The sequence below is a fragment of the Nocardia gamkensis NBRC 108242 genome, assembly GCF_001612985.1.
Classification (GTDB): domain Bacteria; phylum Actinomycetota; class Actinomycetes; order Mycobacteriales; family Mycobacteriaceae; genus Nocardia; species Nocardia gamkensis.
Genome location: NZ_BDBM01000027.1, coordinates 51,760 through 71,581, shown reverse-complemented (window position 1 = coordinate 71,581; position 19,822 = coordinate 51,760). Strand labels below are relative to the sequence as shown.

Here is a 19,822-nt window from a genome sequence, read left to right as displayed (position 1 = left end):
CACCGTGCTCGGCCCTCATCGTCCGCCCTGCCCCGCCGAGTCGCCGCTGCGACCAGCAGCGATTGCACCTCGGGCTGATGCTACAGCGGTCCGGTGCGCGTGGCGGTACACGACGCAGCCGCTGCGAAGGCCACGCGCTGGTCACCGCGCGTCAGCTCTCGGCGAGCAAGGCCATTTCCTCGGCGAGGATCTTGATCGTCTCGCGGATCTGATCTTCGGTATGGCAGGCGGTGATGAAGAACCGCAGGCGCGCCAGATTCTCCGGCACCGCCGGGTACAGGATCGGGTTGACATTGATGCCGCGGCGCAGCAGTGCGTTCGACAGTCTCAGCGTCTTCGGCGAGTCGCCGACGATGCACGGGACGATCGGTGTGTCGTGGCTGTCGCCGGTGTCGATCCCCGCTTCCCGGGCCAGTCGCAGGAACAGCCGGGAGTTGCGGCGGAGCCGTTCCAGCGGTTCGGTCTCGGACCGCAACTGCCGGATCGCCGCCGCCGAGGCGGCCGCGTTCATCGGCGTCATGCCGACGCTGTAGACGAATCCGGGCGTCGTGTACTTCAGGAAGCGGATCAGCTCCGCGCTGCCCGCGACGTACCCGCCGCACCCGGCGAGCGCCTTCGATGTCGTCCCGGACCACAGCTCGACATCGGCGCGATCCACGCCGAAGTATTCGCCGATCCCGCCGCCGCCCGCGCCGAGCACCCCGACGCTGTGCGCCTCGTCGATCATCAACAGCGCCTTGTGCTTCTTCTTCACCGCGATGATCGCGGGCAGGTCCGGGATGTCACCGTCCTGGCTGTAGACGCCCTCGATCAGGATCAGCACCCGCCTGTACTGGTGGCGGATCTCGGTGAGCAGCGCGTCGAGCGCGACGTGGTCGTTGTGCGGGAACGGACGGCGGGTCGCGCCCGACAGCTTGCAGCCCTGCATGATGCTGTCGTGGGCGAGACTGTCGTGGATCACCAGGTCCTCCGGTCCGACCAGGTGTCCGATGATCGTGACGTTCGTGGAGTGGCCGCCCACCAGCGCGATGGCGTCCTCGGTGCCGAGCAGGGCCGCGAGTTCGGTCTCGAGTTCGCGGTGCACCGGCTTCTCACCGGACAGGATCCGGCTGGCCGAGCAGGAGCTGCCGTAGCGGGCCACCGCGTCCTGCACGGCGGCGGTGACCGCCGGATGACCGGACAGTCCCAGGTAGTTGTAGCTGGAGAAGTTGATCACCGGCGCACCGTCGATGACGGAGGTATCCCGCGTGACACCGTCGTTGATCAAGAAATAGGGATTGGACAGCCCGAGCGCTTCGAGACCGGAGAAGCGATCGGAAATCGCCTTCACCTCAGCGAAATCCGAGATCCGGTACTCCGGCTCGACAACCGCGCGCCGAGGTTCGGTCGCCTCGGTCATCATGGGTACGGCGGCTTGCCGCGAGACGGGCGCGCCCCCTTGATTCGAGACCTGAGCGATCACATCACCGATCGTCGTGGCGGGGGTGAACCGGCTCGGGTCGATGGCCGCGCCGGGCAGCTTGCGCACGAGCGCGGCGATCAGGTCGGTGAGCATGAGCGAGTCGAATCCCAAGTCGTCGCCGATAGTTTGGGTATCGCGGAGCCGATCGGCCGGGAAACCGCTCACCCTGGCGAACTCCGCGCGTATGACACCGGCGACGGCTTCCGGGGCGATCGGCAGGTCCGTGGTCGTCTGCGTCGCGATCGGTTGCGGCGTGACTGTCTGCGTGACCGCAGCCGCGGCGCCGGCCTGTTGCGGAGCGCGCCCGGCGGACGGAACGCCCGCGAGACTCGCCAGGACGGCGTTCTGTTCACGGAAGAGGGCGATCAACTGGTCCATGGAGGTTTCCTCGGCTGGTGCGGAAGGCGTGGGGGTGGCGCAGGGTTCGAGCCAGAACCGCTGGTCGGTGCAGAACTCATAACCGGGCAGCCGACGGCGGACGCGCTGCGCGGGTTCGTAGAGCCGGTCCCAGTCGGGATCGAATCCGTCGCGATACAGCGCGGCGACGGTGCCGGCCAGTTCGCCCCCGGTCGCGCCCGGTCCCGGGCTGGGCGTCAGGAAGCGCGCCGCCAGGTCCGGGCGGATCCGGCCGGCCTGCGCGGCGAGGACGCGGCGCGGCCCCAGCTCGACGACATGACTCGGCTCGGTGCCGAGGGCGGCCTCGACGACCTCGCCGAAGCGGACGGTGGCGCGGACGTGCTCGGTCCAGTACGCGGCGTCCATCGTCTCGGTCGCGTCGAGCAGGCGACCGCGCACGGTCGAGTACAGCGGCAGAGCCGGTGTCCGGTAGGTGCATTCGCGGGCGACGGACGCGAACGCCGCCAGCATGGGTTCCATCAGCGGACTGTGGAAGGCGTGGGACACGGTGAGCGCCTTCGCACCCACCCCGCGCGCCGCGAGCGCCTCGTGTATCCGGGTGATCGCCGCGGCGGCGCCGGACAGCACGATCTCCTTCGGTCCGTTGACGGCGGCGATCGCGATCTCCGTCCGGTCGGCGAGCAGGTCCGCGACGTCGCCCGCGTCCGCCCGCACGGCGAGCATCGCTCCGCCCACGGGCAGCCGCTGCATCAGCTCGCCTCGTGCGACGACGAGACGGCACGCGTCGTCCAGATCGAACACTCCGGCCACCGCGGCGGCCGCGAACTCGCCGATGCTGTGCCCGGTCACCCAGGCCGGACGGACGCCGAGGTCGGCGAGCGACTTCGCCAAGGCGTACTCCATCGCGAAGATCGCCGGTTGCGCCAGATCGGTGCGGTCGATCCCGGTGTGCTCGTCGAGCATCAGCGCGCGCACCGAGCGGCCGAGATGGGCGGCCATGACCTGGTCGACCGCCGCCAAGGCGCGCCGGAACAGCGGACTGGCCGCCTCCAGCATGCGAGCCATTCCCGGGAATTGCGAACCCTGTCCGGTGAACATCCAGCCGACGCTCAGCGGTCGCACCACTCCGGTATCCGCCCCCTCGCGCAGCCGCGCGATCGCGGTGTCGCGATCCGCCGCGACGATCGCGAGCCGGGCACGGCCGGACGATTTGACCTGGTTGCTCGTCCAGCACATCTGCGCGAATTGATCCGGCGGGCTGGAAGCCAAGGCATCGGCGAGCCGACGGGCGTTGCGCCGCAACCCTTCCACGTCGTTCGCCGACACGGTGAGCACTCCCCCGCCGGACGCCGTCGACGTTTCGGCCGCAGGTGCGCTGCCCAGCACGACATGGGCGTTCGTGCCGCCGATGCCGAAACTGCTGACTCCGCCGTAGCCGGGGCCTTCCAGCGGCATCGGGTCGGTGAGCAGACGCAGACCCTGCTGTGTCATCCGCAGCCGCGGGTTCTCCTGGTCGGCGAACCGTGACGGCGGAACCACGCCGTGCCGCAGGCTGAGGGCGACCTTGATCAAGCCCGCGACGCCCGCGGCGCCCTCGGTGTGGCCGAGATTGCCCTTGATCGACCCGATCCCGCAGGGGCGAAGCCTGTTTCGCCCGTGCAGTTGGCCCAGCGCTTTGACCTCGATCATGTCGCCGAGCACGGTTCCGGTGCCGTGCGCCTCCAGAAAATCCACCTGCTCGGGCCGTACGCCGGCGCGCTCGCACGCCGCGCCGATCACCTGCTGCTGCGCCCACCGGTTCGGCGCCGTGATGCCGTTGCTGCGCCCATCGGAATTGACGGCGCTGCCCTTGATCACCGCGTAGATCGGCAGGCCCGCCGCCTCGGCGTCGGCGAGGCGGCGCAGTACCAGTACCGCGACGCCCTCACCGCGCACGATGCCGTCGGCGTCGGCGCTGAACGGCTTGCACCGAGCGTCCGGCGCGGAGAGACCGGCCTGGGTGTAGAACACCCCGACGGCGGGCGTGAGCACCAAATTGACGCCACCGGCCACCGCCTGATCGCATTCGCCGGAAGCCAATGCGCCGCAGGCGAGGTGCATCGCGACCAGCGACGACGAGCAGGCCGTGTCGACCGCGACACTCGGTCCTTTCAGGTCGAACTGGTAGGACAGCCGGTTCGCGGTCATGAAGTACCCGTTGCCGGAGCCGTGCTGCGGCGTGATCGCGGCGTAGTCGCTCATCTGCAAGTTGGCCCATTCGTTGGCCATCACCCCGACGAAGACGCCGGTCCGCGAACCGGCCTCGCCGCGCGGGTCCAGCGTGGCGTCTTCGAAGGCCCGCCAGGTGGCTTGCAGCAGCAACCGCTGTTGTGGATCCATCGCCTCGGCTTCGCGTGGGGCGATGCCGAAGAAGTCGGCGTCGAACGCATCCGCGTCGTCCAGGAAGCCGCCGCTGCGGGTGTTGATCGTGCCGGGCGCACCGGCCGGGTCGTGGAAGTCGGCGGCGTTCCAGCGGCTCGACGGCACCTCGGAGATCGCGTCGCGTCCCTCGATCAGCAGCCGCCACAGCGCGGCCGGATCGGGTGCTTGGGGAAAACGGCAGTCGAGGCCGACGATGGCGATATCGGTCATGCGGCGAGGGTGAATTCGGCGGCCAGGTAGGCGGCGATGTCGGCGATGGTGGGGTACTCGAAGACCAGCACCGGGTCCACCTCGAGCGACCAGCGGTCCTCGATCTCACCGCACAGGCTCACCGCCGAGACGGAGTCCATGCCCAGCTCGGCGAGCGGGACGACGGGATCCACCTCGTGGGGCGCGCGTTCGGTGTAGTCCGCCACGCGCTCCACGAGCCAATCCTGGATGGTGGTCGGACGAGTGATCGTGCTGGTGAACATGTTTCGGCTCCTCGGCGGGTTTTCGATCGATCAGGCGGTCACGGACCGGCGCAGCGCCGGTTCGAGATCCTCGTGCAGGACACCCACGACGCGATCCTGGACAAACGCCTCCCGCATCGAGCTGCGTTGGACCTTGCCGCTGGTGGTGCGGTGCACCGACCTGGGTGGAATGAGAACGACGTTCGGCGCGGGCACGTCGAACCCGCGGGACACCGCGACCTTGATCGCCGAGGTGAGTTCGGCGAGCGTGGTGTCGCCTTGCAGCGCCGTCTTGACACCTTGCAGCACCACGAGTCGTTCCCGGCCGCCCGCGTCGACGGACACGGCTACGCCGGCACTGTCGGCGAACGCCGGATGCAGCCGGCGCACCAGCTCCTCGACGTCCTGGGGATAGACGTTGCGGCCGTTGATGATCAGCAGATCCTTGAGGCGACCCGCGACGAACAGCTCGTTGTCACGAAGCAGGCCGAGATCGCCGGTACGCAGGAACGGACCCACGGTGCCGAGGTGCGCACCGAAGGTTTCGCGGGTCTCGTCGGGACGATTCCAATAGCCGGCGGCGACGCTTTCGCCGCGAATCCAGATCTCCCCGACGGTGTTGTCCGCCAGTTGTTGCAGCGTGTGCGGGCAGACGATGCGAATGTCGAGACCACGGGCCGCGGGTCCGCAGCCGACGAGCCGAGCATCGCGTCCCACGTCGAGATAGACGGGTACCGAGGGCGTCGATGCCGCACTGGCGAGCAGTGTCACCTCGGCCAGGCCGTAGGCGGGCCGAAACGTCGTCGGCCGCCAACCCGCGAGTGCGAAGCGTTCCAGCACCGCCGTCATGGTCTGCTCGCGGACCGGCTCCGCGCCGCTCAGCGCGATCTCGAGGGTGCTGAGATCGAGATCGGCCAACTGCTCGTCGGTCACCCGGCGCGCGATGAGATCGTAGGCGAAATTCGGCGCGGCGGTGAGGGTCGCGCGGTACTTGTCGATGGCCTGTAGCCAGCGCACCGGACGCTTGAGGAACGTCGTCGGCGCCATGAGCACCAGGTTCGCACCGGCGTATACCGCCCCGAGCAGCATTCCGATCAGGCCCATGTCGTGGAAGTGCGGAATCCAACTGACGCCGGTATCGGCATCATTCATCCCGCCCGCGGCGATGGCGGACTCGTTGTGCAGGAGATTGCCGTGCGTCACGACGACCCCTTTCGGGGTGCCGGTCGATCCCGACGTGTACTGCAGGAACGCGATCGTCCCCGAGTCGATGTCGGGCATCTGCCACGCGTCGGGGTCACCGAGGTGACCGTCGGTGGTGACCACGGCCGCGCGCGTGGCCGCCGCGACCAGCGGCTGAAAATGCGCTGTGGTGAGCACCAATCGGGCGCCGGAATCCGCGATCACATTCGCTACACGCCGGGCGCTGCCGGCATCGTGCGGGACAGGCGCCGGAACGGCCACGACCCCGGCGTACAGGCAACCGAGGAACACCCGCAGGAACGCCAGCCCGTCCTGATAGAGCAGCACGACCGGCTCGGTCGATTCCGGACGCGCCGCCAGCCAGGCCGCGACAGCCCTGGCGTCGCGGTCGAGTTCGCGGTAGGTGACGACTTCCTCGCTGAGCCCTCGTCCGGCCTCACGCAGGTAGGTATAGGACCGGGTTTCCCCGTATTCGAATATTTGCTGCCTTACGTGGTGAACGAAAGTCGGCTGCATCTCGTAGTTCCTCGGTAGGGATCGGTATCCGGCGTCGGCTACTACTCTCCGGCGTCCGTAACCGCAGGAACAGAGACCTTAGGGACCGTCCAGCAAACCTCAGGGTCGGCCCGTACCCACCCTGGGGTCGGTGGTCGCCCGCTGTTCCGCGATCCGATAGCCGTGAATCTGCTACACCCTCCGCGGGTCGTCGGCCCGGCACGGCGGAGGAGTCCGTGAACACTATTTGCTTAGCGCAAGCAATTACTATAAAGTTGCATAGCGCAAGCAACTTATCTCGTATGGAGCGGACGTGGCAGTCTCACCCGATACGGCTCAGAGCCTGATCAAAGAGCTCTATCTGATGGGCCGGGCGATCCGTACGGTGCTCGCGCATCCGGAGGAGGGGCACTTGCTTCCGGGCGGCATCGGGGTGCTCGGCACCCTCGAGTCCAAGGGCCCGTGCAGGCAGGTGGACCTCGCCGTGGACTTGTGCATCAGTCCGAGCGCACTGAGCAGGCACGTCACCGAACTCGTCGGCACGGGCTACATCAGCAGGCACGCCGATCCCACCGATGGGCGGGCCACCCTCATCCGGGTGACGGACGAGGGCCGGGATCTGTTGTACCGCGTCCGCGCTTTACGAGCGCGGGGCTTGCAGAACGTCCTCGCGGACTGGAGCGAAGACGACGCCGAGGGCGCGTGCGTCGCCGTGCAAAAGCTCCGCAACGCACTGACCGCGCACGCACAAAGCAGTGCGGTGCACGCGCATCAGCCGGTTTCGAAAGAGAGTCAGGAAGTAGATGTCTAGTTCAGTCGAGTCGGTGACGCGACGCGACCCGTACGCGATGACCCACCGCGAAGTGCTGGAAGCGATGACCGGGCTGCTCGCGGCACTGTTCACCGCCCTGCTCAGCACGACGATCGTCGCCACCGCGCTGCCCACCATCATCGGCGACCTACAGGGATCGCAGACCGCCTACGCCTGGGTCATCACCTCGGCGCTGCTGGCGAACGCGGCCTCCACGCCGATCTGGGGCAAGTTCGCCGACCTGTTCAACAAAAAGGCGCTGGTCCAATCGGCCATCGTCATCTTCGTCGTCGGCTCCGTGATCGCCGGATTCGCAGGCAACGTCCCCGTGCTGCTGGTCGCGCGCGTCGTCCAGGGCATCGGCATGGGCGGACTGACCGCGCTCGTCGTCGCGATCATCGGCTCCATCGTCGCGCCGCGCGAACGCGGGCGCTACTCCGGTTACATGGGCGCCGTGATGGCGGTCTCGATGTCCGGCGGCCCCGTCCTCGGCGGTGTCATCGTCGACAGCCCGCTGGGCTGGCGCTGGTGCTTCTTCGTGTGCGTGCCGCTGGCCGTGATCGCGCTGGCGCTCTTGCAGCGGACTCTGCGACTGCCCACCGAGCGCAAAGAGGGGGTGTCGATCGACTGGCTCGGCGCCGCATTGCTGACCGGCGGTGTCTCGGTGCTGCTCATCTGGGTGTCGTTCGCCGGAAAGGCCGGGTACTACGACTGGATCTCGCGGGAATCGGCGATCTATGTCGCTTCCGGCGTGCTGCTGCTGCTCGCGACCGTGTGGGTCGAGTCCCGCGCCGAGTCGCCGATCATCCCGCTGCCGATCGTCACCGAACGCACCACGGGCCTGGCGATCATCGCCTCCATCGCCGTCGGCGTCGGCATGTTCGGCGCGACCACCTTCCTGGGCCAGTACTTCCAGACCGCGCGCGGCTACTCCCCCACCGCGGCCGGCGTGCTGACCATCCCGCTCGTCGCGGGGATGCTGATCGCCTCCGTCGGCTCCGGTCAGTTGATCACCCGGCGCGGCAAGTGGAAGGGTTTCGTGGTCGCGGGCGCCGCACTGCTGGTTTTCGGATTCGCGCTGCTGTCGACGATCGACCACGCGACGAGCCTGTGGCTGGTCGGCGGGTACATCACCGTCGTGGGGTTCGGCGTCGGCATGATGATGCAGAACCTGGTCCTGGCCGTGCAGAACACGGTGAGCGTGCACAACATCGGCGCAGCGTCGAGCAGTGTCGCCTTCTTCCGCACCTTCGGTGGCGCCATCGGGGTCTCGGTGCTCGGTTCGGTCCTGGCCACCCGGGTCGGCGAGCTGTCCGCGGAGGGCTTCGCCCGGCTCGGCATCCAGACCAAGTCCTCCGGCGGCAGCAATCTGGATCTCGGCGCCCTGCCCGCGCCTATCGCGACCATCGTGCGCGCCGCCTACGGCGACGCGACCGGGCGGATCTTCCTCATCGCCGCGGGCGCCACGGTCGTCGCGCTCATCGCGGCGGCGCTGCTGCCCAACCGCCCGCTGCGCCGCACGATCGACATCGATCCCGCTCTCGACCCGATGCAGGCCGACTCGCATCCGGCGGCCCGGCCCGAGTCCGGGGGCGCCGCGAAGCAGGACGGCGCCAGACAACCGGCTCTGCTCGACTGAGCCACCGATTCACCCGCAGAGCCCCGAAGCCATCGGGGCTCTGCTCGTCTGTCGGGCGGCGTGATCAGTACGGCGGACGCTCGGCGGAGCGCAGATCCACGGTCGTCGCGGAGGTCAGGGCCACGGCCAGGCAGCGCAACTCGCCGGGAATCAACACCGATCGGATCGCCCCCTGGAAACACTCGAGCACGGCGCCGTCGGGCCACCGCACGTCGTAGCGGTACCAGCACCGGCCCCCGCCTCCGGCGCGCTGGATGTCGCGCTCGACCCGGACGGCCAGTTCGCTGAGCGCGGCACGAACCTGCCCCGGCGCGCCGGTGCTCGCGATCTTCCACCACGGCCGATTGAAGTAACCTGGCTCGGAGATCTCGACCAGGTAGAGCAACGGCATCCCCACGACGTCGGAGGCGGTCATACCGCTCAGAGTGCCGCAAAACGGACTGGACGGATGGGTGAAACGCCGGAGGTGTATCAATGCGAGACCGACTTCCGGGCGCCGACCGCATCACGGCCCCAAGCGGTCCAGCAGCCAGTTCGGCCCCACCGTCGCCGCCCCCGCGGCCACCACGCGGGCACGCAGTCCGCGGTCGGCCGTCACCACTGTGATCGAACGGCTGCTATCTTCCGCCCGAGCCGCTGCGACCACGCCGACGATCGCGTCGTCGCCCGAGCCCTCCGCACGCACCACGCGCACGCCGCCGAATCCCGGTTCCGCCGCCGCGTCGACCGCGGCCTTCGCCGCGCCCTCGAGCACCACGATCACCTCGGCGGGCTCGGTCGGCCGCGCCCACGCTCCGGTCATCCGCTCGAGCAATCGCCGGGCTGCGCCGGCCCGATCGCGCCACCACCCGTCGGGCCGTGCACCGACGACGTTCGCGGCGTCCACCACGATCAGCTGAACACCGTCGGCCGCCACCGCGTCAGTCTCCAGCGACGGTGACCACCGCACCGGCAGCGGACTCGGTCTCGGCGGGCCGAGCCGCCCGTACGGCGGCGAGCGCGTTCAGCCTGCCGTATCCGTACTTGTCGCTGTGCCCGTCCGCCCCGTACCCGCCGCCCTGCGGATCGATCTTGTCGCAGGCGTCTTTCAGCAGGTTCTTCACCTCGTCCGAAGTCAGGTCCGGATTCACCGACAGCATCAATGCCACTGTGCCCGCAGCGCCCGGGCACGCGCTGGAGGTTCCGCCGAAGTCGTTGGTGTAGTCCCCCGCCGCGTCGCCGGCCGCCACCGTGCCGGGGTTGTAGCCGTTCGCCCCGTGCCGATCCACCGTCCAGATCCCGGGTGTGAGGGGGTCGGGATGCCCGAAGGGTCGGTGCCCGAAGTCGCTGCTGGGGAACGCGCACCACACCGCTTTGCCGAAATCGCTGTAGACACTGCGTTTGCCGGTGTCGTTGCATGCCGCGACCGCGATCACCTTCGCGAAACCGGCGTAGCCGTCGTTGTCGACGGATTCGTTGCCGTTGCCCGCCGCGAACAGCACTACACAGCCCTTGCCGCCGCGTCCGCTGGCGACGGCGTATTCGATCGCCAGCCTGGTACTCGCGGGCAGCGCCACCACCCGGTTGTGCGCCGGATCGTTCGGCTGGAACCACCTGCCGTCGGCCGGGCCCCAGCTGCACGAGATGACGTCGGCCCCGTGATCGACGGCCCACCCGAACGCGTCCGCCTCCGCCTGCGATCCGAGGCCTGAGGCGAGCCGGATCGGCATCAGCGCGGCCTCCGGCGCCACTCCGGAGGCTCCGGCCGTGCCGTTGGCGCACGCCACGCCCGCACACGCGGTGCCATGGTTGTCACCGTTGTCGGGGCCGGTGCCGAAGGAGTCTTTCGGGCGCGGATCATCGGTCTTCGCCGTGACATCCCGTGGCGCGACGATCTTCGCGGCACCGGCGAACTCGGGATGGTCGATGTCGACACCGTCGTCGATCACGGCGATCGTCACCCCCGCCCCGCGGGTAAGGGCATGCGCGGCTTCCACCGCCGCGTGCGCGTCGATCGTGACACCGCCGATGGTGGTCTTCTTCAGATGCCACTGCTGCGGGAAGATCGTCTTCCTCGCCCGGTGCCGGATCAGCTCCGGGTGGCAGTACTCGACGTCGTCGCGATTCAACAGGGCGGTGGCGATGTCGAAGACCCGCTGGCCGGTGCCCTCGGGCGCCGCCGTGAAGTAGGCGTTGGTGGCATACGAAACCACCTGCTTCACAGTGAGATTCGCCGCGGCCAGGACGGCGAGGCAATGTTCGCGGTCGACGTGGTCGACGAACTTCACGAAGATGTTCTCGGTATAGAGCACCGGCTCCCCGGTCACCGGGTCCACCAGCACGTGTCCGGCGAACCGCACCTCCGGCGCGGCCTCCAGCGCCGGCGTGCGTTCCTCCACCGATCTCGACCCCGCGGGCAGGCGATAGACCTCGACTCCTGCCTCCGGGTAGGCCTGCACCAGTGTCGCGTCGTCGAGTTCACCGCTCAGCGGTGTGCGCACCGACCCCGATTGCCGCCGGATCCCACGACCGCTGTGCGTGCGCACCACGATCAGATCGGGACTCTGCTCCAGCTCGAAACCAGGATCGTCCTTCGTACCGAAATTGGCGGTTGGCACCATGATCTCCTTAGCCGTGGGGACCCGAGCACCAACTATGAACTACATTCCGGCAACGACGAAATACGAGCCGCCGACCCGGCAACTGTGCGACCGGGGTTGCGAGCCACCTCGACGGGATAACCGGCGACCAGGGGTCTCGCCGTGGATTCGGATTCGCGAATCCACGGCGAGAGTGCGGCACGCGAGGATTGATCAGCGGAAGGCCCGCCGGTACGCCTGCGGCGTGATCCCCACGGTCTTGCGGAAGACCTTCCGGAACGCGGCCACCGAGGCGAATCCCGTTTGGTCGGTGATGCACTCCATCGTGAGGATGGTCGTCTCCAGCAGCACCTGGGCCTTGCGCACCCGGACGGTCTGGAGCCACTCGTTCGGCGTCATCCGGACCTGCTCGTGGAAGCGCCGGATCAGCGTGCGCTTGCTGACGCCGGCTCGCTCCGCGAGATCCAGCACGGTGATCTTCTCACCGAGCATCGTTTCCGCCCATTCCAAGGTGGGATTGAGCGACATGCTGTCCGCCTCCGAGCGCGGACGTTCCGCGATGAACTGCGCCTGTCCCCCGTCGCGCGTCAGTGGCATCACCGAGAGCCGGGCGGTATCGGCCGCCACGGCGGTCCCGTAATCCATCCGGACCATATGGAGGCACAGATCCAGCCCTGCCGCGGCCCCCGCCGAAGTCAGGATGCTCCCGTTGTCGACATACAGCACCGTGGGATCCACGCGCACCCGCGGGTAGCTCCTCGACAATTCGGTGGCGGCCATCCAATGCGTCGTCGCTCGCCGTCCGTCGAGCAGCCCGACCGAGGCGAGGGTGAACGCGCCGAGACAGATCGATGCCACCCGCGCGCCCCTTTCGTGCGCGCGCACCAACGCCTTTCGCAACCGCTCCGATGGCCGAGACCGGTAGCTCATCGCTCCCGGAACGATGATGGTTCCGGCCTCCTCCTCGAGATATTCGATGTCACCGAGACACGAGATTTCGAAGAACTTCGACGGGACGTCGGAGTTCACCCCGCAGACATGGACCTCGTACGCCGGAGTTCCGTCCTCCTGCTGGGCCCGCCCGAAGATTTCCAGCGGCACCGCGAGATCGAACGGAATCACGTCGTCGACGGCCAGAACAGCCAATGATCTCATGCCTTCGACCTAGTCGGCCTGCTGTAACGCTTCCGGCCCGGCCACCACCAACCCGGCGCGGAGCAAGCGCTTCAGGGCGCGTCCCTGCAGCACCGTCAACCGTGGCGCCAGCTCCGACCACCGTGCCGGACCGCGGTTCAGCGTTTCCCACAGCTCCTTGCCCCCGTCTCGATCCAGGCACCGCACCTCGTTGCCCGGATCGGACGCGGAGTAGATCCGGTGGCAGTCCACGGTATCGGCGAGCGGCGACGGCGCCGCCTCGCTGTTGGCGATGGGGTCTCGCCAGTACGCGGCGAGTCCTTCGCGAGCTGCCTGCGGAATCTCGAACGGCGGCGACATCCCTTTGAAGCCCGGGATGTCGGCCGCCACACCGGTGCGGATTCGTGCGTCCGGGGACAGCGTCACGATGTCCTCCGGTGCCAGTTCGACCGCGTCGGCGGCGGTGTAGGCCCGCAGGTAGGGCCCCTCGGTGGCCAGATCACGCGGATCGCGGGTGCCCTTCGTCATGATGTTCAGCAGGTCGGGCACCAGGGCGGTGTTCAGCAGCGCCTGGAAGGTGCCCTCGGTGGCGTTGTCGACCTCCACCCGCCGGCCTTCCGCGCTCCAGTACGGGCTGTCCGGATGCGAGCGCGAGATCTCGTGATACCACTGGTCGATGCTCAGCGCCCATGTCTCCGCCATCCCGCGCCACTCGACGTCGTAGTCACGCCAGAGGTCTTCCTTCGATTGCTCGTCCAAGTCCTTGTCGAAGGTCTTGCGCAGCACCAATGCGGCCGCCCACGCCTGCGTGACGGCGAAGGACATCCCGGAGGAGAACAGCGGATCGACGAAGTACGACGCGTCCCCGACCGCCATCCAGCGATCCGCGTACGAACCGAAACAATCGCTGACCCGGGAATAGTTGGTGGCGGTCAGCATTTCCCGACGAATCGGTTCCGCGTTCGCCACCAGGTCCTGCAGCACCGGGATCGACTTGATCGTCTTCAGGAAGATGTCCGGATCTCGCAGATCCACGCGAGCGATCGACTCCGGATTGGTCACGATGCCGATCGACCACACGGTTTCCCGAGTGCCGTCGACCAGCCGAGGCGTCGGGATGTACCACACCCATCCGTGCTCGAAGGCCACCGCGTAGATCGGCGACAAGTTGTCGGCCCGGAAGACGTTCCAGTCACCGGCCGCGCGTTGTGCGGGCACGCAGTTGCGGTAGTGCGACCAGACGGCCACGTTGCGGTAGTCCGAGAGCCATTGCTTGTCGCGCTGCGACCCGCGGGCGGCCACCTGATTCGCCCGCCCGGACGCATCGACGAAATAGCCTGCCTTGACCTCGGTTCCGTCTTCCAGGACCACCGTGGCCGCACCCCCGTCGAGGAGGAAGCGCGTCACCCGCACGCCCTGGAAGACGTGGGCGCCGCAGGACTCGGCGTGCTCGAGCAGCACGGTGTCGAATTCCGCGCGATTGACGTGGACGGACCAGCGGAACACGCCGTCGGCCAGGTAGTCCGCGTGCTCGAAGAAGCCGACGAACGGCCGGTCGGTGTCCCACTGGTAGATGCCGCCGTACTTCTGGATCCAGCACTCGCTCGCGAGCACCTTCTCCAGCGCCCCGCTCGCTTGCAGGACGGGGACGAGGGGATGCGCACCCGATTCGCCGATGTGCTCACGCGGGAACACCTCGCGATCGAAGATCGCCACGCGCAGATCGGTTTCGCGGCAGAGCATCGCGGCGAGCGTGGATCCCGCGGGACCACCGCCCATGATGACGACGTCGTACTCGGTTGCTGGTCGAGAGATCGGTGCAGCCATTGATATTCCTCTCTGATGGCCCATTGCTCAGATGATCTGAATGCGCTGGAGGTGCCGGGAAACCGATTCGGTGAACGCATTCCGGCCGTGCAGCAGAGCGTGGTTCTCGGCCACGACGATGTCGCCGGTCCGCCACTCGTGGGCGTAGCAGTAGCGCGCGTCGTGCAGCCGCTCGCGCAGGTCCTCCATCACTCGGACGCCGTCCTCGGCCGATATGCCGTCGACTGTCAAGAACAGCGGATTGGAGTAACGCGCGGGATCCAAGGGCTCGGCGTATCTGATCGTCGTCTCGCCGGTGGCCGGATGAGTGCCCAGCAGTGGCCATTCGGCCAGGCCGCCGTAGTGCGCGAGTTTGTCGGTCCGGTAGGTGATCGTGGTGCGGGCCCACAGCTCTTTCAGGTCTTCCGGCGCGTCCCGATAGACCTGGACGCTGTCACAGAACACGGTCTCACCGCCCGCGCCCTCGCCCTGCACGCATTGGAACAGGAAGAACCGCGGTACGTGCTCGGCGAACGCGCCATCCCAGTGGAACGGGACATCGCCTTTGTCGAAGAGGTAGTTCTCGGCGGTGTCGCGAACCACCAGATCGAGGATCGACCCGAAGTTCCATTGCAGGATCTCTCCGGCTGCGCGGCAATAGTTTTCGAGTTCCGCCTTCCCGAGGAGGCCGAATCCGCGCAGTACCGACACTTTCGCGCCGAGCGTCAGCGCGAGCAGTTCCTCGATCGGCACGTCGGCGAGTGTCCGCCCCGGTACATCGGAGGCCACCAGACGGCCGAACGGCCGCAGCGGCTCGCCTTCGAGCAGTACCTCGTTCAAGCTTTTCGTCATGAGTTTCCTAGGTCTTGCCGTGATTCGGTCTCTGCTGTTCGCCCGAGGACGAAATGGCTGGGGCGACTGTTGCGCCACACCAAGCGAGCGCCCAGTTCCTCGGCATGCATCCGCTTGACCAGCGTGTAATTCGTTCCGTCGTCGAGCACCACGCCATGCCACGGAGTCAGCCAGCTGTCCTGGGTCCGCAAGAGATGGAATCCGATCTTCTCGGAGTGATTGGTCTGCGGATGGATCGACAGCCGCACCGCGTCCGGGAAGATCTCCGCCATCAGACGGCTCCAGGCCTGACTGCGCTGCACCACTTCGTAAGCCGTCTCCTTCGATCGGTTCCGCCGCTGTGTGGCCGACAGCCCGGGCAGCAGCACGGCATTGTCCTCGACCATGAACCGATGGATTCCGTTGAACATCCGCCGGGCCGCCGCCTCGGTCCGGACCGCCTCGCGCAGGACGTCGATGCCGTCGGAGTACTCCTTCAGCAGGCGCAGCCTGCGTTCGTCCCAGCTCATTTCCGGCATGGCGTCGCGCAGCCCGTACAGCCCGATGGAACCGCCGCCGGTCGACCGGATGATGCGGCGCAGCTCGTCACCGTAATGGTCGACGTGCAGGTCCGGGATGCCCAGCGTGTCACTGAAGACATGCCCGTCCGAACAGATCGTGACGATGGCACCCGGCCGGTAGACGGCCGAGATCTGGTCGCAGAATCCTTGCAGGGACTCGATCGCCAGCGTCTCCGCCATATCGGGCAGGCGCCCCAGCGTCTTGCGGCGGTTGCGCGACTTCGCCGGGAACGCGGGGATGATGAAATGGACCGGCACACCGGCTTCGATGTACCGGCTCACCTTGCTCAGATGCGGTGCGAAGCAATCCGGGCACGGGGCCGAGTCGCACAGCGACTTCGGGTCGGCACTGCGCCGGCGCGCGAAGACCATGCGAAGTATTTGCGTGGCAACCGATCCGACATCATCGGCGGGATTCGGGTTCAGCTGTGGTTGTCCGAGCTCCTGAACATGCTCGGAGCCATTGTCGACAGTCGTACTCATCACTACCTTCCGGGCACACCAAACGAGCGCACGCAACCGGACCGCACGGCAAAAGTTCCGCTATCAGCGCGGATCCAGCCGGCGATGGTTGCCTGCGATCAGAACGTCGTAGTAGGACACGGATTCAGGCGTCGGATTCCATACGATATCCGGTATCGGCGAGCCCCGATGCTCACAGCCAGATCTGAATCACGTAGTCCATTCGATCGAACACCCCCCACGTTCACAACCGATTCTGTGGTTTATAACACTCCCAGGATACCTCCGAACAGACTGCCGGGCAACCACATTCCGGCACACCGCGACAAAAAAGAATCCGGAGGCCCGTGGCAACGCCACGAGCCTCCGAACAGGCATTTCGTAATTTGTCGGTCGTGCAGCTGGATCGCCTAGCCGGCCACCCTTTCTCCGACCACCATCGATCGTTTCGGCCGAGCAAAGCGGCGCATCGCCGGAGATTCCACGAAAGTGAACAACAACCATGCGGCGAAGAGATTGAGGCAGAACAACAGGACGATCAGCAGCACCGCGACCGGAGCACCGAACGTAGCGGCGCTCATCAATCGACGGACGTAGAACACCGTCACGCCTTGACAGATGTAGAAGGCGAACGAGATCTCGCCGAGCCGGATCGCGAGCCTGCTCGACAGGAACTTCGACGCGCCCTCGATGTCGGACTGGGCCGCGGCCCCGATCAGCAGCGCGAGCGGAACCGCGGTCGCCAGGACGAAGCCGACGTAGAACGGCGTGTACATCGCCACCACATATCCCGCGCCGACCGCCGCCACCGCCGTCCAGAGCGGAATGCGCGGCCAGCGCCCCTCCGCCACTATCCGGGCGATGAACACACCGAGGAAGAATTCGAACAGACGCGTCGGCGGAAAGAGATATCCGAACCACAGTTGCAGCACCGGTATGGGCGTGAGTTCCGATTTCTCGGAACTCGGGATGACGAACGCGGTCAGCAGGACGATCACGCCCATGCCGGCCACCATGGCAGCAGCGCCGTACCACAGATATTTCGCGTCGATGCGCAGGACCGCCGGAATCAGAAATGGAAAGAGTACGTAGAAGAGGAGCTCACAGGACAATGTCCACGACGGTGTGTTGACGCCCGCATTGATATAATTCTGCGGAAACCAGGCATGCAGCAGAAAAAGGTTCGGCAGCCACGCCTTCCACGGTGTTATCGCCGCCGCGAACAACACCATCGACGCCACCCACAGCGTCAGATGGTTGGGAAAAATCTTGACCACTCGCCGCCGGATGAACTGCAGCTTGCTCGCTCCCGGTTTCCACGACCAGGTCAGCACGAAGCCGCTCAGGATGAAGAAGAACGACACCCCGAGGAATCCGGCTTTGCCGACCGCCCACGCCGCGTCGTACGCGATATCCGGATCGGAGAAGAGGTTCACCGGCTTGTACGGAGGTATCGGCGAGTTGGGCAGCATCACATGGAAGACGAAGACCGAGAACGCCGCGAAGAACCGCAGTCCGGTCAACGACGGCAGCCGTTTGCGCTTGTCGAGATCCATCGCGATCAGCCCAGTCCGACGACGAAGGGGAATTCCGGTCTGCCGCCCAGCACGAAGGCGCCCGTGGACTGGATCACCTGGTCGTGCGCGATGATGTGCCGTGCCATCGTGTTCGTGTCACGCAACCAGATGTCGAGCGGATTCGGCCGGTAGATCGATTCGGTGCCGACGAGTTCGCACAGACGGGTGACGATGCGCTGCGCTGCGCGGAACGCGTTGGTCCTCGCCAACGCGCTCGCGATCCTGAGGTCGGCGGGCAGCTCCGCGAAACGCTTGCCGTCCAGCGCGTCCCACAGTTCCGTCAACGTGTTGACGACCGCGCCGCGGGCGACGATGTACTCCATCTCGCACTCACCGAGCAGGTACTGGGCGCGGTAGTTGTCGGCCCACTTCTGACCGGTGGCGGTCACCGTCTTCCCGTCCGCGATGCCACGGACGTAGTCCAGGGCCGCACGAGCCGTTCCCAGGGGTACACCCGGCATGATCCGGGCCAGAGCCTCCGGCTCGGACAGCTTTCCGCGACAGCTCTTCCTTTCGCCGAACGCGAAGGAATGATGCTCGGGCACGAAGAGATCCTCGACCGCGTAATCATTGCTCCCGCTGCCGCGCAGACCCGTGGTGTCCCAGGTGTCGAAGACCGCGACCTGATCGCGGCGCATGTAGAACAGCCGCACCAGCGGCCCGCCTTCCGCGGTCTCCTCCATCCGGCCGCCCGAGGTCACGAAAGCGCCGCCCATGACCAGGTCCGCGTGCGTGATCGCGCTGCCGAACTTCCACCGGCCGGTCAATCGGTAGCCATCGGCCACCCGCTCGGCGCGACCGGCCGGGAAGATCAGTCCCGCCGTGATCAGATCCTGCGTCGGCATCAGCTCCGCGATGGCCTGCTCGTCGAGATAGCCGGCGTAGATCCCGGTCGCCGCGCCGATCATGGCGCACCAGCCGGTGGCCGTGTCCCCGTAGGACAGCGCCTCGACGACCTCGAACTGCTCGAGCGAGGTCAGACCCGGGCCGCCGATCTCCGCGCTGAAACCCATTCGGTAGACGCCGATCTCACGGAGCCGCTCGACGATGTCCATCGGAAGCCTGCGCTCGGCGTCGATCTCACTGCGACGTGCCGCCAGGTCGGGCGCCAGCGAACGTACCGCCGACAGCAGGGAGGTGGCCGAGATTGTTGCTGCAGTCATGTCCTGATTCCTATGCCAGAGAATTTGCCTGCGACTCGCGCAGGAGGAGCTCGATAGCCGAAGTGGTCTGCTCGGGCCCCAGCGCCGAGTAGCCGCCGTCCACGGTCCACTCGGCGCCGGTGACGAAGCTCGCCTTGGACGACGCGAGAAACGCGGCCACCTCGCCGATTTCGCGCGCGTCACCCGCCCTGCCCAGCATGTGGAACCGGGATGCGACCGCGTCGGTGCGGGCCCGGTCCCCCTCGGTGATCTCGTCCATCACCCGCGACCAGGTCCAGCCCGGCGAAACGCTGTTCACCCGGATTCCGTCGCCCGCGTACTCCAGGGCGAGACTGCGGGTCAGCTGCAACAACCCGGCCTTGCTGACGGGGTATCGAAGTCGCCCGGCTTGAGCGACACGTCCACTGGGAGAGGTGAAATTCACGATCGACCCCGACGTGTCCCGCAACGCGGGTCGCGCCGCTTCACACAGCATCGCCGTACCGACCACATTCGTGTTCAGCACCTCGAGCCACGCTGCCCGCGCATCCCCGCCCGGCCCGTCGTCACCGTAGACGCAGGCGATGTTGATCAGCGCGTCGATCCGTCCGTGCCGGTCGACCGCTTCCGCGACGAACGACTCGATCGACGAATCGCTGCGCAGGTCGACGGGCACGAAGACAGCTCGGTCGCCGATCTCGGCGGCCGCTCCCTTCCCCCCGTCCGTATCGATGTCACCCAGTACGACATTCGCGGAATATTCGGCGAAGACCCGAGCGACTTCAGCGCCGATGATGGTTGCCGCACCGGTTACGAGTACCGTCTTATCTTCGAACAACGTCGACTCCCCTCGGCTGCGCCCTCGACCGG

At 67.1% G+C, this 19,822-nt stretch carries 15 protein-coding genes; 2 read left to right on the top strand and 13 right to left on the bottom strand.

What is annotated here, in order from left to right:
- Positions 1-151: 151 nt before the first annotated feature.
- From NG1_RS21275 to NG1_RS21265, 3 genes are read right to left on the bottom strand one after another with little or no spacing between them, the layout of a single operon-like run.
- Entirely contained in the window at positions 152-4,450 is a 4,299-nt protein-coding gene (locus NG1_RS21275) for a type I polyketide synthase (RefSeq protein ID WP_062973415.1), read from the bottom strand.
- A complete protein-coding gene (locus NG1_RS21270) occupies positions 4,447-4,713 on the bottom strand; it encodes an acyl carrier protein (RefSeq protein ID WP_062973413.1) in 267 nt (88 codons plus the stop codon). The genes NG1_RS21275 and NG1_RS21270 overlap by 4 nt, the downstream gene beginning before the upstream one ends.
- A 30-nt stretch (positions 4,714-4,743) precedes the next feature.
- Complete coding sequence (locus NG1_RS21265) at positions 4,744-6,411, bottom strand: fatty acyl-AMP ligase (RefSeq protein WP_062973411.1); 1,668 nt, start codon at positions 6,409-6,411, stop codon at positions 4,744-4,746.
- Positions 6,412-6,703: 292 nt separating this feature from the next.
- Here NG1_RS21265 and NG1_RS21260 point away from each other — a divergent pair, with 292 nt between their 5' ends.
- Both NG1_RS21260 and NG1_RS21255 read left to right on the top strand, forming a co-directional pair.
- Positions 6,704-7,201 carry a MarR family winged helix-turn-helix transcriptional regulator gene (locus NG1_RS21260; RefSeq protein WP_062973409.1) on the top strand — a complete coding sequence of 166 codons (498 nt, stop codon included), beginning with the start codon at positions 6,704-6,706 and terminating at the stop codon, positions 7,199-7,201.
- The gene (locus NG1_RS21255) at positions 7,194-8,840 is read left to right on the top strand and encodes an MDR family MFS transporter (protein ID WP_062973408.1); all 1,647 of its coding nucleotides are present in this window, start codon (positions 7,194-7,196) and stop codon (positions 8,838-8,840) included. Before NG1_RS21260 ends, NG1_RS21255 begins: the two co-directional genes overlap by 8 nt.
- Positions 8,841-8,904: 64 nt before the next feature.
- Here NG1_RS21255 and NG1_RS21250 read toward each other — a convergent pair whose 3' ends face one another.
- The 10 genes from NG1_RS21250 to NG1_RS21205 form a co-directional block, all read right to left on the bottom strand.
- On the bottom strand, positions 8,905-9,255 hold the full coding sequence (locus tag NG1_RS21250) for a hypothetical protein (protein WP_040866199.1): 351 nt from the start codon (positions 9,253-9,255) through the stop codon (positions 8,905-8,907).
- 90 nt (positions 9,256-9,345) lie between these two features.
- On the bottom strand, positions 9,346-9,756 hold the full coding sequence (locus NG1_RS21245) for an NYN domain-containing protein (RefSeq protein ID WP_062973515.1): 411 nt from the start codon (positions 9,754-9,756) through the stop codon (positions 9,346-9,348).
- 4 nt (positions 9,757-9,760) lie between these two features.
- The gene (locus NG1_RS21240; RefSeq protein ID WP_062973406.1) at positions 9,761-11,440 is read right to left on the bottom strand and encodes a S8 family peptidase; all 1,680 of its coding nucleotides are present in this window, start codon (positions 11,438-11,440) and stop codon (positions 9,761-9,763) included.
- A 192-nt stretch (positions 11,441-11,632) separates the two neighbouring features.
- Positions 11,633-12,574 (bottom strand): GlxA family transcriptional regulator, encoded by a 942-nt coding sequence (locus NG1_RS21235; RefSeq protein WP_062973404.1) that lies wholly within the window; start codon positions 12,572-12,574, stop codon positions 11,633-11,635.
- Between the two features lie 9 nt (positions 12,575-12,583).
- The gene (locus NG1_RS21230; protein WP_210750505.1) at positions 12,584-14,404 is read right to left on the bottom strand and encodes an NAD(P)/FAD-dependent oxidoreductase; all 1,821 of its coding nucleotides are present in this window, start codon (positions 14,402-14,404) and stop codon (positions 12,584-12,586) included.
- Between the two features lie 3 nt (positions 14,405-14,407).
- The gene (locus NG1_RS21225; protein ID WP_062973400.1) at positions 14,408-15,211 is read right to left on the bottom strand and encodes a TauD/TfdA dioxygenase family protein; all 804 of its coding nucleotides are present in this window, start codon (positions 15,209-15,211) and stop codon (positions 14,408-14,410) included.
- Complete coding sequence (locus NG1_RS21220) at positions 15,208-16,143, bottom strand: L-tyrosine/L-tryptophan isonitrile synthase family protein (RefSeq protein ID WP_062973398.1); 936 nt, start codon at positions 16,141-16,143, stop codon at positions 15,208-15,210. The genes NG1_RS21225 and NG1_RS21220 overlap by 4 nt, the downstream gene beginning before the upstream one ends.
- A gap of 500 nt (positions 16,144-16,643) precedes the next feature.
- Positions 16,644-17,789 (bottom strand): acyltransferase family protein, encoded by a 1,146-nt coding sequence (locus NG1_RS21215; protein ID WP_062973394.1) that lies wholly within the window; start codon positions 17,787-17,789, stop codon positions 16,644-16,646.
- Positions 17,790-17,794: 5 nt separating this feature from the next.
- Positions 17,795-18,973, bottom strand: coding sequence for an acyl-CoA dehydrogenase family protein (locus tag NG1_RS21210; protein ID WP_062973392.1), 1,179 nt, complete (start codon positions 18,971-18,973; stop codon positions 17,795-17,797).
- 10 nt (positions 18,974-18,983) lie between these two features.
- On the bottom strand, positions 18,984-19,790 hold the full coding sequence (locus NG1_RS21205) for an SDR family oxidoreductase (RefSeq protein WP_062973389.1): 807 nt from the start codon (positions 19,788-19,790) through the stop codon (positions 18,984-18,986).
- Between the last annotated feature and the right edge of the window lie 32 nt (positions 19,791-19,822).